We start from the raw sequence: 13,683 nt of genomic DNA on the forward strand, positions 1-13,683 counted from the left end.
GTTTCAGATAACAAATACTCCCTTAGAGATACATCAGACTACCGAACTTTGTCATATCAAATCAAAGGATATGTCACACAAAGGAATCTACTCCAAACTTATTACCCTGTTCAGCCTTTTGCTGACCATTCTATTCATGTATACAGCGGTAAGTAAACTGAACCATTTGGATCTCTTTCAATGGCGCCTGGAACGGATGCCTTATATTTCATCCTATGCCTCTTTGATCTCATGGGCCGTGCCCTTTTTGGAGCTGGTGATCGCAGGCCTATTGTGGTTTCCTAAATACCGAACCATGTCACTTTATGCCAGCTTAATCTTATTGGGCTCATTCACCACCTATATCATTGTAGTGTTAAAGTACAGTGAGTCCATCCCCTGTTCCTGTGGCGGGGTCATTTCAGCCTTGAGGTGGAAGGACCATGTAATATTGAATATCTCCTTTATGGTGCTTTCCCTATTGGGAATCCTTTGGTCAAAGAAACAAAACAACATCCAAATAAATCAAAATACTGTGCAGTAGGGGAAGCCGAAAACCTAGAAAAGAGTAGGCATTAACTTTTATACTAAGTATTATGAAATCTAATTTTTTAAAACTTGTTTTACCGGCCTTCGCCATTCTGTTGGCGGTTGGCCTAGCCTTTGCCACAGAGGAAAGCAATCTTCCTTATGTGGGCTATATCGCAACCCAATCCGGGTATGCTGAAATTCAAACAGATTGTCCCAATCTTAGTGGGGGGTACTGTTATGATGGACTTAATCAGGTGTTCAATGACAGTGGGTTGACAGACCCTAAGCGTACATGGGATTAAACACCATAATACGTTTGTCAAGATGAGGCTGTCCTTTTGGACAGCCTCATTATTTTATGAAAAGCCATTCCAAAATCAACTAATTGCACTGCCCGATGCAACACCACATGTCGACACAAATGATCTTCTGTACTATAGGCCTGGCCACAAATCATTATTTCAAAGTGGCGCCAAAAAGCTTGGTTGACCCGTTAAGGTTGCCATATCCTTCCTGATAAAAAAAGCCGCCCAGAAATTGCTTTCCAGACGACTTGATCACTAATTCAAAAAAAATGATCTACTATAAAAAAAGAAAGGTCATTTTGGTTCCACTTGAAGTACCTTCTCCAGCTTGGCAAGGCATAGGGCCCAATGACCTTTCTGTTCCAGATGCCTTTCCTGCCGCAACTTTTCATCCATCTGTTTTTTTAATTGTATGAGTTGTCCCATCATCATGCCTTTGGCATAATCGGTTTGCGCAAATACCTCAAGATTGCGTTTCACATCTGTACTTTCTTCCAAAACAATCTTTACCAACCAATCGATATAGGCTGCCTGCAACCCTTGTTTTCTGGGTTCCACAAACCCACCCTTCCCATTCAATTCACTAAAAAGTCCCCTTTGCAGTTGTACAAAATAGGCATTCATAACCCCTTCGAAGCCTTGGATGGTCTCCATATATTGCAAACGTTTCATGAGTTTCGGTTTCAACATCTCCTGTACCAATAACTGTTGGTATGTAAATAACTCGTCGGGAAAAGTCGTAAACCGTGAATAGGTACTGAACGTTGGTCGGGCCAACCACTCTGGGGGAGCAACAACCTGATCGACCAAAAAATCCATGGCCTCCCGCTGGGTTTCCAAGGGAATGGGATCATACATTTTTCCGGGTTGATCCATCGATTTATAGAATACCTCATATCCACCTACAAGTGAAAAGACATGCCTCATGGTGAAATACCAAAGTTCAATGGCCTCCCTATGGATACGTTCCATACGTGCATTGTCCTTTTGGCCCTGGTTCAGTTTAGGCAAGAGCGCCATGGCCCGCTCCAGATTTTTCATGGCCAATTTGGCTCCTTTGACAGGATCATCCGTTTCGACGACTTCATCCGTTGCGGTCGGACCGATGAATTCACCCTGATCGTTCGTATAGCGATACCAAGGAATGGTATCCTGCAATCTGATGAAGCGTTCCAGACTATCGTTCTTTTTTTCAGCCGACCAACCCTCAGGAAACTCCTGATACCCCCATCGGATATAGTATTTATCAGTGGGGCCCACTTTTTGCATTAAAAGGGAAGGGGGAATGCTATCTTCGGGCTGTGCCATATTGTTATGGCGCGTATAATTCATGATACTCGGGGTATGGCCCATTGTCCGAAGCCATTGTGCATCACCCATTTTATCAACGGGGTACCGATATTCCCCATAGCTATTGTCAGTAATCCCAAAAGCATGACCTGTTTCATGGGCCACCAAGGATTGTATCAATTCCCCCATGAGTTCATCGGGAAAGGGATAGGTTTGGGCACGCTCATCCAAGGCCGAGCATCGGATAAAGTATGCATCCATCAGATGTTCATAGGAAGAACCCAACAGAATATCGGATTTTATGATCTCTCCCGACCTTTGGTCCACCACCAAGGTCACGGTCGAACCGCTTCTTTTTTCCCCGAACTCCCTGATATTCCCATTCCTGAACCATCGAACTACTGAAGTTCCCAGACAATGGCTCGACCACTCATCCAAGGAATCGACCTCATGCACAACGATGGCATCTTTAAAACCTGCCGACTCGAATGCGGGCAGCCATTCCAAGATACCGGCTTTGACATAAGGCCTCCATTGCTTCGGGATGTCAGGGGACATGATAAAGGTGATGGGGCGGATGGGAACACTGGTCTGCCTATCCTTATATTTTTTTTCCAAACGCCAACGGACAATGCTTCCCATATCATTTTTGGTACGATCGCGGTGGTTGGGCATACCCTCGATCAAAAAACTCATTCGATAATCAAACCGTCTGGGATCCATGGGACTTGACAGCTTCATAAGGCTATAATAAACCGGCTGTATGATTTTGACGTTTTTCTTTTGTTGGCCCAGGTGTACCTTGACCACTACCTCATCCCCCATCACCTTGGTGCCGACAACTCCGGTCAATTTTGGTACATTGGGTGCATTGGATAGCGTTTCCCATCCCAGGGATCCATCAAATAGGATATCGGTGATATTGATACGGAACCTAGCTTCGTTTTCTTCCATGATATCAAAAACACCCAATATGTTCGATTCCACATCCGGATCATTTCCCACAGGCAACCAAATACCTGTCTCGGACCAAATCCTAGGTTCCTCCAAATAAATCTGGTTGCCATATTTCCTGAACACCACCTGTTTGGTTTCATATCTATGTAATCGACCGATCCTGGTAAGAAGCATGGGTTGCCCCATGTAGGATTTGGAGAGGTCCATAAAAAGCTGACCTTCCACTAGGGATGGGTTCAAAAAAGTCTGTGTTGTTGATGGGACTTCCCTAAACTCGGTCCCTCCAATCGGATTTTGGGCCATTCCAAAAAAGGGAACAGTCAAGAACAGCCCCATCCATAAAAAATATTTCATTGTTTTTCGGTTTTTAAGGACAGGCACTCCCCTACCACAGTACTGAACATTTCCAGACTTGTTTCCAGAGAGTGCCCATCCGATCAATATCCTTGGTTCTGTGGCAATAGATTGGGATTGGCCTCCAATTCGATCTCAGGTATCGGAAAAAGTACATCTGAATCCTCCCAATCCGGTTTGAACATTCCCAAAATCGCTGTGGCCCTACCCGTTCGCCTAAGATCGAACCAACGATGTCCCTGTTCGGTGAACAATTCCACCCTCCGTTCGGCAAGAATAGCTTCCAAAAGTTCACTTTCCGAATTGGCCGTGGTATTGGCAAGCCCTGCCCTATTTCGAATCATATTAAGGTCTTCACGGGCACCGATCAAATTTCCTAGACGTGTCCTTGCTTCTGATCGGATCAGATATTGTTCCGCCAATCTAAAATGGATGGAATATTCAAGGGACTCGGTAACATCAAACCGTGCCTTGTACTTGTATGGATAATACAGCGTGATGGTCTGCTCTTCATTGGAGATGCTATCGATCCATGCCGACCTTCGACCATCACCATCCTCAAAAGCGGAAAGGAGCCCATCGGTCAAGGCAAAAGACTGGCCAGGTACAAATGGGATGATCAATTGGCTGGCCTCTTGGGTATTCCCAGGAAATTCACCATGCTGCAATTGCCAAATCGTTTCCATTGATTCCTTTAGGAACACCGTTCCCAGTTCATCCTCCAAACCAAAGTTGCCAATGACATCGGTTGCCTCGGCCTCGGCCAAGTCCCATTGGTCCGTATAGAGGTATACCCTTGCCAACAAAGCCTTGGCCACATTTCGGTCCGGAACCAACCGTTCTTCATTGTCGATGGTACTGCTTTCCATAAGTCCCACAGCCCGCACCAGATCCGAAATGATCCTTTCATAAACCAAGTCCTCGGACATCCGTGAGACTTGATTGTTAAAGGCATAGTCTGTGGTTGTGATATAGGGAACATCCCCAAAAACGGATACCAAAAGACTGTGCATGAAGGCGCGGACAAAAAGTGCCTGTCCCATAAACCTGTCTTGCTCACTCTCTTCCAAATCGGTGGCCCCTTCAATCCCTTCGACAATGGCATTGGCCCCGTAAATGACCTTATAGGCTTCACTCCACCAAGTCAAAACCTCGGTATTGGGTGGCAGCACCCGGTTCTGGTAGAATTCCAACAATTGGGGATTGAAGCCATAGTAGTCCAGTTCATCACTGTATATGGCCAATCTAGTGGTAAACCCATAGTTGCCGGAGACCATTCCAGATTCCCGCATGGTAAAATACAGGTCGGCCATGGCGGATTCCACCGTAGATGGATCATTGAACACGGTCTCGGAGACCATGATGTTCTTTGGAGGGTCGACTTCCACAAATGCCGTACAGCCCATAATTCCTATTAAGGGTATTATCGATAGACACCTTTTCCCATACAAGGAGTTCCATTTCATTATTAAATACTTCGTTATTGTTTTCATGATACTTTTTTTAAATGGTTAGAACCCTACTTTAAGTCCCAAGGTCAGTTGTCTCAGTGGGGGCAATCGGTTGTTGAGTGTCTGTTCCGGATCGGGCCCCTTGTATTTGGTAAAGGTCAAGAGGTTCTGCCCTTGCAGGTATACATTGACATCCAGACCATTTTCTAGATGGGGCACTCTATAGTTCAAGGAAATATTGCGTACCCTGATAAAAGAGGCATCCGACACGGCGGAACTGCTCCTTCGCTGAAGGTCTCCATTGTTGGAGCCGGCTATCAATCCGGACGAGGCGACTTGATAGTTGTTCATGTCACCCGGTTCCCGCCATCTATCATGGTAGAGTTCGACACCGGCATTTCTCCTAAACCCGGGAACCGCGTTGTCCCGGAGGGTATTATAACCCTTTTGCTTTTTGAACTGTAGGAAAACATCAAAGGTCATGTTGCCCCAGTTGAGGGTATTCCCGAGACCCCCATAAAACTTGGGTGCCAGGTCCTCAATCCATTCAAGGTCCCCACTGCTACTGATGTTCCCGTCCCCGTTATAGTCCTCGATCACGTATTGTCCAGTGTCGGGATCGACCCCAAGGGATCTGTACAGCTTTACGATGGATAAAGGTTCACCTATGACATAGCGATTGGCAAAAGTGGAAGTTTCCAGACCATCATAGCGCACAAGTTCACTCTTGGGAACCGATATATTAAAAGTCGTGGACCATTTAAAGGTTTCCGTACTTAGATTGGCGGAACGAAAATCCAACTCAATACCGGAGTTCTCCACCGTGGCATCGAAATTACCGGTAAGCTCGGAAAAGCCGGTCGTGGCCGCCAAGGGCACCCCCACCAGTTGATTGGAGGAACGGTTCCTGTACCAAGATGCATTTACAAATACACGGTCCCTAAAGAACCCAAGTTCAAGCCCTGCCTCCAGTTTTTTGTTGACCTCCCATCCGAACAAGGGATTAAAAATGCCCGAAGGACTCAGAATGGCGACCCCGTCATAATCGGAACCTGTGACAGTATAGGTATCCAAGAACTGGTAATCCCCGATATTATCGCTCCCTGTGGTACCATAACTGCCTCGGAGTTTTCCAAAACTCAGTACGGAACTATCAGAAAGGAGTGCCTCTTCGGAAAAGATCCATGCCAATCCAACAGCACCGAAATTCCCGAACTGTTTGCCCGGACCAAAGCGGGAAGACCCATCCCTCCTTCCCGTCAGGTTTAGGATATACCTGTCCAAAAGCTTAAGGTTGACCCTCCCGAACACCGCATTATATTTATAATCGCTGTCGACACTGTTTCGGACCTCCACACGATCGGCAGCTGTCAGGTTAAAGATCAGGGAATTGTTGGGAAAGCCCGTACCCCGCATCACCAGTTGCTCGGTGGTTTCCTGTTGGAAAGTGGTCCCCAAGAGTACATCCATGGAAAGCTTTTTCCAAACCTTTTTCCATTGTAACTGGGGTTCAATGATCCAAGAATTCCGCTTGGAACTATTTGTGGTCAGGCTGGAATAACTTTGCGGGGTAAAGTTGAACCTTGGGTTTCTTGCCGAACTCGGCAGGGTCCGGTACGAATCCAAACTATAATCCGTATAGCCCATGCTCGCCCTTACTTCCAAATCCTTCACAAGCTCATACGAGATCAGGGCATTTGCCATAACAGTTCTGGTCTTGACCCCAAATTTCTCTTCAAGGGCTGCCAAGGGGTTGTCCCATGTATTGTTTTCCCAATTGAGATTACCATCCCCGTCAAATAGTGCAGGTGCATTCGGCGCCAATGTATATGCTTGAAAGCTTAGGTCCGACCGTGGCAATAGATTATCCTCCCGGCTATAGCTGGTGGACAGGTTCAACCTGAACCGGTCATTGTCCGATCGGTGGTTGATATTGCTATGCACATTGGCCCTTTTATAATTGGCATCCCCGGGAAAGACTGTCGTTTCCTTCAAAAAGGCGCCACTGACCAAAAACTGGGTACGTTCACTTCCCCCGGAAACCGAAAGTTGGGCATTGTTCCGATACACCGTTCCCCCTATAAGTTCCCTTTGCCAATCGGTATATCTATTTTGGTCCCATAGGGTAATATCGGGCCAATAAAAGTCATAGGCTGGCACGCCAAAAAAATCATCAAGGCCATCATTGCTGACCCCTTCCCTTCTCACCTCCAGATATTGCTGGGTGTCCATCAGGTCCATAAAATGGGAAACCTGGCCAAGGGAAGTACTCAGGTGGGCATCGAACCGTGTTTTACCTGCCCTCCCCTTTTTAGTGGTGATCAGCACCACACCATTGGCCCCTCTTGAACCATATATGGCAGTGGCATCGGCATCCTTAAGTACTTCGATGCTCTCAATGTCATTGGGATTGATGGCATTCAAGGGGCTGATATCGCTGTTCACGATATCCCTGGATATATCTTCGGAACCCAGGGATTGGGATCCGTAGGGCACCCCATCCACAATGTATAAAGGATCGGTCACCCCGTTGATAAAGTTTTGTCCGCGCACCTCGATGGAAAAACCACCTCCCGGAACCCCTGTGGACTGGACAATGTTCACTCCGGATAGATGTCCCTGCATGGCCGCCAAGGGATTAGCCACGGGTTGTTTTTCCATCACATCGGCCTTGATGGTGGCGATGTTTCCCGTACGTTCACGCTCAGACACGGAGTAATAACCCGCATTGAGCACGACTTCCCCCAATTGGGTGACATCTTCCTCCATTTGGACATTGATGGTATTTCTTCCATCGATAGGGACGTTCAAAGATTTATAGCCGACCATGGAAAAGACCAGTATGTCATTGGTTCCTGATTGAATGGTATAGGTTCCATCCATATCGGATATGGTACCGATATTCTTGGACTCCACCACAATATTCACCCCGGCAAGGGGTTCTCCCGTGCTATTGGTCACGGTGCCGGAAATGATGGACTGTGGTGGCTCCAAGATTTTGCCCGCTTGTATTTGTTGGGTTAGTAGGGGGGATATTAGGATATATAAGAGCAGGAACAGGTTTTTCCAGCCTAGGCGTTTTGGTGATTTCTTCATTATGTTGAGTTCTTTTTGATTAAAGCGTTAGTTAGTATTGCATTCCCTACGGTATAATCACATGAATGCCCATAGGTTTTTAGCGACACTGCCTAAAAAGTCAGGATAAATCCGTAACTTCCTTGAGGGCATTAAGTTTCAGGCATAGGCCACCCTGTCCAAATAGCAATGGCTTTTGGAAATAGGATTCCTAGATAAAAATGACTTAGATTTCGAGTTTGGGCCGGTTGCCCTGAAAGTGTATGCGTCAGTTATGGGACGGAGGATATCGTAAACCGGAAAAATGTTGCGCTTATCCCATAGCTATAGTCTTAGGGTTAGACAGGATTTTTGGGCTTTTTCTTAAAGAGAATATCAAATAGGGTCAGGCCCGCTCTAGAACCAGAGCCGACAGAAGATGAATTCTCTATAAAGCACACAAGCCTTTTGTTTCCCATAACCCAAATGGTCATGCGACACATCAAAATAGAAAAAGGCAATCAAGCGCTTAGAAAAAGTTGGGCGTGGAAACTCAACTTATAGTATAGGAGGTACTGGTATACCCGTACACGAATAAGTGAGCCCACGCCCGGGTCGTGAGCAAACTTACTAATCATCTTGTGTACTTAAAAATTACCAGTTTTCCTATACAAGACTCAAAGCAATTGCTTCAAATATTTCAAATTATGATTTATCGCATAAATATTTCAAAAGCTAAATATAAGGAACAGATATTAAACGACAAAATTTCATTTGAACCTATTTTATGTCGCTCATGTCATTTGTCAATTTGAATATGGCAAGATATAAGAATGACAAATTATTAAAGTTAATAGGCGAGAGGATTCGGAATCAAAGGATAAGTGAAGAGCTAGAGATTGAAGATGTTGCCGAAATGACAGGCTTTACTTATAATACAATAGTAAATATTGAAAATGGTTCTGAAACATATTTGTCCTATCTTGTTGAGGTGTGCTTGGCTATTGGTGTTCATCCTAAGGACATTTTTGATATAAAAGTCAAGATTAGATCAAGATATGAATTATCGCCTAGTCGAAAAGAGAAATCCCGATTGACTTCAAGAATTAGAGTTCTAATCAGCGGAGGTTACTTCAAAACACCAAAAACGACTAGTGAGGTTGTAAAAAAACTGAAAGAGGAATATAACCTTGAAGCTATTTCAAAGGATGTTTCTTCAATTCTTGGTAGGCTTTTAAAATCCTCGAAAAAAGGAAGCCGCAATATATATTACAATAAATGACGGTTTAATTTTCGAGCTATGTCACTCGTTTTTTAAAATTTCTTAAATTTAATTCCATTCTTTCCCCAAAATTTTAATTAGCAATAGGTATATTATGCTTTGCATTTAAATGCAAAACTTGGGCACAGCCAACATTTGACGAAAATTGAAAACAAAACACCCGAAGATTGCTAAAATTTTTACTGATTGTGCTAATAAAGCTAAGTCAGAAACAAATATTTGCATGCATCCAAATTGCAATGAGAAAGCTATAAATTCTCATATAATGCAAAAAAATGGAATTTTATCTTCGATAGCGGAGGATAAACACTTATGGGAATCATCAATTGACCATTTCAAGCAAGAATATACAAGGTTTCACAGAAAGGGAATTAATAAAATTTACACTTTTACTGGTTTTTGTAATAATCACGACACATCGATATTTAGCAAAATTGAGACTGAAGGAGCAATTGATTTCCAAGATTATGAGTCTTGTTTGTTATTTGCGTTAAGAACAACTTATAATGAATTATGGCTAAAAGAAGTAGTCATAAAAATGCTAGGATGTGTTATTGATCATTCAGGTGTTGATACGGATAACGAAATGCTAAAAGAGACTATTCGTCAAAACAAACTCGGAATTAAAGATTTAGAATTTTATACAAAATCAATGTGGAGCGATTTGGAAAACAAAACAGAATCTTTTGTTTTTGAGAATAGGGAAATGGACTTTAAAGAAATTTGTCTGAATGCAATATTTACTTATGATACTTCAAGTGAGATAATGGATTATCAATACAAAAACAGAAAGGATATGGAACGAACTTCTGAAATTTTTATATCATATTTTCCATATAAACACAAATCTATTTTACTAATGGGCTATCATAAGGATGATACAGCAAAATTAAAATCATATGTAAATCTTTTTTTCAAGGAAAATATTAAAAGAACTCATAAAAGATTATCAAGCCTAATAATTTTCAATTGTGAAACTTGGGTTTGTTCTAACTCATTTTACAAAGAGAAATTTGAAGGACTTGATTCTGAATTTTTCAAAGCGATGAAGTTCTCTGCAAAAAATGGAAATGAAAGAAAGACATTTAACTTTGATTTATTTAAAACAGATTTTAAAATGGCCTTTAAGAATTTTATTAATAAAAGTGTTGGCCAACAAAGAAGGCTATAAGTAATTGCTTCTTTTTAACTACTACTGAATATGTGTGAGAATTTTCAGTTTAATGATTAAACGTACCATCCTAAATTTTGGTGTGTCTAAACTATGAAAAATTGGTTTGCCAAAAATATGATAAAGAAAGAGGTCAGGTTGTTTCTATTGGCGATAGGACTGGTAATCATCTTTCAGAATCCTTTGGAAGACGTATTCAATTCATTAATAGTGAAGCCAATTCTTGGCCAAGTTCAATCCAACATTTTTATTGACCTTACAATGCTTGGTTTTTTAATCTGGATGTGGCATGATATCCGGGGAAAATTCACCAAACCTACCGATTTGGGAAGAGGATATTCAGCTGTGTTGGTCTTTGTATTGGGGATTTACATCTACTACCGATTTTTCTCGATTCGATATCAGTTTACCGGCCTTCATCTGATTTCGGAAATTGCTTATTTGGATATAGTCATGCTGTATTGCTTTTTGCTGGTGATTCTTCGGCCTATTAATCAAATGAAAGGCAAGAAGGGCCCTGAAGTCAGCCAATCTTCTGGATTGGTGGATGAACCCATAGATGATGAAGAGGAGGATGTACTGGAACGTATGCCCAAGGTCCGATTACTTGTTGATGAAATCGTTGCAGCTACAAATAAGAATTCCATAGCATTTGGGGTGACCGGTGAATGGGGATCCGGCAAGACCTCGTTTTTGAATTTAGTTGAGCGTGAAATCAGCAACAGAGACCAAAAGGATTTATTGGTAATAAACTTCAATCCATGGTTGAATTTGGGTACAAACACAATAATCCAAGAATTTTTTGAACTTCTACGATTAAAAATTCGTCCCCACAGTTTTGACATCTATATGGATATGGGCAAGTACTCCAGAAACATTTTGAAATCAAGCCCAAGTTCCTTTTTTAAGTTTATAGGGCATCTATTGGAATTCGGCAAAGACAATAGTGTCACGGAAGATTTTAAGCGGATCAACATTTCTTTGAAAAACTTGGGAAAAAAGTTTTTGATTGTGCTGGATGATATGGATCGGTTAAAAGCGGATGAAGTATTTGAAATATTGAAGCTGATAAGGAACACGGCCAATTTTGACAACTTCATATATCTGGTTGCCTATGACAAGACCTATATTTCAGAATCCTTGAGTAAGATTGGTATACCTAAAAACGATGCCTTCGCAGAAAAAATCTTTCTCAAGGAAGAGCACCTCCTACCAATTACTGAGGCCAAGATCAAGAAGTATCTCGCCGATCGGTTAAAAGAAGAACTCCCCTCAAAAAAACAGGAAATTGACAATTACTTTGGTTATTTAGTACGTTACTTGACCAGGGACAGAGGAAACTTTTGCCTAAAACATATCCGCGATGTAAAACGGTTTCTAAAAAATTTCCTTAGAGAGTACAAGGAAATGGAACAAGAAGTGGACTTTAAGGACTATCTCAATGTCAAACTTTTGAAATTCAAATTTTATGATGTGTACAGAATACTATTTTTGGATTCTTATTACTACCTACATCCTTCACAGAATACACGCAGTGCCAGTGGGGTGGCCCGAGATGCCCTATTATTGGCATATGAAGGCGAGAATAACACCGGACTAGCCATCCGTCATAGAAAATTCGAGGAATCAAGGTTGGGGATCTATGCAACACAGGTGCTCAATATGGGGAATGATTCCCTGAAAGATTTAAAAAAGCTGGTATCCGACCTATTTACGAACAACACCTATGCATCGAAAAGCCATCTATCCATTGTTTTCCCCTCACACTATTATCGATATTTCCAGGATATGTTGCAAGAACACGAAATTTCAGAGGAGGTATTCAAATCTGAGATTAGAAGGGATTTGGACAGTATACAGGATGCAATTTCAAGATGGAACGGAGAAGGCAAGTTGGATGCGGTACGCGCACGGTTTTATGAGGTAAGTATCTATAATCTCCCCGATAGGGCGTCATTCGAAAAATTTATACGTGCAATCTTTGTTCTAGCCAGCATTCCCATTGAAAAAGAGGAACACACCATTGGGTTCTATGGCTATGACTTGGACAATCTAAGAAATGTGATTGGGGATTATGAAGAAAGAACTTCAAAGAAATTCTATAATGGAAAACGGGAAAGTTTAAAAGCGTTTACAATTGAGTTGCTCAACTTCGAAGATTACTCCTTGGAGTTTTGTGCCTGTTTGCTGAATAGATGGTACAGCTATTACCATGGGTATCAGTGGATTCTCAGTAAACCGGAAATCAAAGCCTTGCTTATCGGAGCCTTTAAAAATTATACTCAGACAGTACGCTTCCCTGATGATGATGTTTGGAACTATTACGGATATTGCCTAGTCACAGAATGGGATCCCTCAGGTCCCAATTCACGAACGTCTAGAAGGGTTCGGTTTACTGAGGCTAATGACATTTTTATCGCTTTCATCAAGGATCATCTAGATCAATTTCTGATTAGGTTCATACAAACTCCCCATGGATTAACAGAGGCAAATAAATTAGGCATTGAAAGTATTGTAAACGATATATTTGGCAATAGATCCAACTTTATGTCATTTCTTGATGATATGAAAATGAAGAAGGATGAAGGACAATTAACTTCTGAATTTATCGATGAATTTCAAGAATTTGCAATGCAATTGGAAGCTTCTGGGAAAGATGGAATTGAGTTTGAATTTGAATTCCCTCCAGCCATGGAGGTTGTGGCATCCCAGGTATGGCGAAGGGCATAGTTATGAATCAATCGTTTTTTTGACCATCAAAGTATGTGGCTGAAAGAATTAAACTAAAAAATGGAAAAATACAATATTGAACTTTATACCAACCCGGAACTAAGTTACCACAATTCATTACTGGACAAGTTAAAGGTCGGCCACTTTATTTATAATATTCGGCAACAAAGAATTGTATTGGTGGACATAGCGGTTCTGGAGGAAATCCTTGAATATGAAAACAAAAAGGAGAAGACATCCGAACCTAATTTTGTCCCATTGTACCTAACCCATGAATGGTTGGTCAATGTCTTCAACTTTAAGGCAAAACATATGGCTACAAATGGCATTACAGTTTATACCTCTGATCGTAATGGTATGAAGATACACGGACAAAGAGGTCAGTTTTTTGTTGGAGTTACCATTAGGGAAAAAATCAATTCCAAAGGCTGGAAGGGTACCCATGCCAGCAAACCACCCATCTGTTTTGTCAATGAGCTAATGGACTATTGTTTTTTATTGAAACGTGATATGATTACCTTTAATGAGTATGATTTGGCTCAAATCAATATATTGATGAAGTATAATCTTTAATGCCTA

General features: G+C 42.1%; 9 protein-coding genes. 6 read left to right on the top strand and 3 right to left on the bottom strand.

Translation table 11 applies throughout. The annotated features are described in order from the left end of the window. Positions 1–70 precede the first annotated feature (70 nt). Positions 71–523 carry a MauE/DoxX family redox-associated membrane protein gene (locus tag ABNE31_RS14025; protein ID WP_129655945.1) on the top strand — a complete coding sequence of 151 codons (453 nt, stop codon included), beginning with the start codon at positions 71–73 and terminating at the stop codon, positions 521–523. Positions 524–575: 52 nt separating this feature from the next. Beyond that, entirely contained in the window at positions 576–812 is a 237-nt protein-coding gene (locus tag ABNE31_RS14030; protein WP_129655943.1) for a DUF6520 family protein, read from the top strand. Between the two features lie 297 nt (positions 813–1,109). On the opposite strand, the gene ABNE31_RS14035 is transcribed toward ABNE31_RS14030, so the two are convergent. The 3 genes from ABNE31_RS14035 to ABNE31_RS14045 form a co-directional block, all read right to left on the bottom strand. After that, positions 1,110–3,416: a zinc-dependent metalloprotease gene (locus ABNE31_RS14035; RefSeq protein WP_129655941.1), complete on the bottom strand. Its 2,307-nt coding sequence runs from the start codon at positions 3,414–3,416 to the stop codon at positions 1,110–1,112. An 83-nt stretch (positions 3,417–3,499) separates the two neighbouring features. Next, a complete protein-coding gene (locus ABNE31_RS14040) occupies positions 3,500–4,822 on the bottom strand; it encodes a RagB/SusD family nutrient uptake outer membrane protein (protein WP_165357471.1) in 1,323 nt (440 codons plus the stop codon). 105 nt (positions 4,823–4,927) lie between these two features. Then, positions 4,928–7,963: a SusC/RagA family TonB-linked outer membrane protein gene (locus ABNE31_RS14045; protein WP_349351562.1), complete on the bottom strand. Its 3,036-nt coding sequence runs from the start codon at positions 7,961–7,963 to the stop codon at positions 4,928–4,930. 775 nt (positions 7,964–8,738) lie between these two features. Between ABNE31_RS14045 and ABNE31_RS14050 the strand changes: the two genes are divergently transcribed. The 4 genes from ABNE31_RS14050 (at position 8,739) to ABNE31_RS14065 (ending at position 13,677) form a co-directional block, all read left to right on the top strand. Beyond that, positions 8,739–9,203 carry a hypothetical protein gene (locus tag ABNE31_RS14050; protein ID WP_349351563.1) on the top strand — a complete coding sequence of 155 codons (465 nt, stop codon included), beginning with the start codon at positions 8,739–8,741 and terminating at the stop codon, positions 9,201–9,203. Between the two features lie 145 nt (positions 9,204–9,348). Then, on the top strand, positions 9,349–10,374 hold the full coding sequence (locus tag ABNE31_RS14055; protein WP_349351564.1) for a hypothetical protein: 1,026 nt from the start codon (positions 9,349–9,351) through the stop codon (positions 10,372–10,374). Between the two features lie 93 nt (positions 10,375–10,467). After that, positions 10,468–13,104, top strand: a complete 2,637-nt coding sequence (locus tag ABNE31_RS14060) for a P-loop NTPase fold protein (protein WP_349351565.1) — start codon at positions 10,468–10,470, stop codon at positions 13,102–13,104. 60 nt (positions 13,105–13,164) lie between these two features. After that, positions 13,165–13,677 (top strand): hypothetical protein, encoded by a 513-nt coding sequence (locus ABNE31_RS14065; protein WP_349351566.1) that lies wholly within the window; start codon positions 13,165–13,167, stop codon positions 13,675–13,677. Positions 13,678–13,683: the final 6 nt, after the last annotated feature.

It is taken from the genome of Flagellimonas sp. MMG031, assembly GCF_040112705.1.
In the GTDB taxonomy this organism is placed as follows: domain Bacteria; phylum Bacteroidota; class Bacteroidia; order Flavobacteriales; family Flavobacteriaceae; genus Flagellimonas.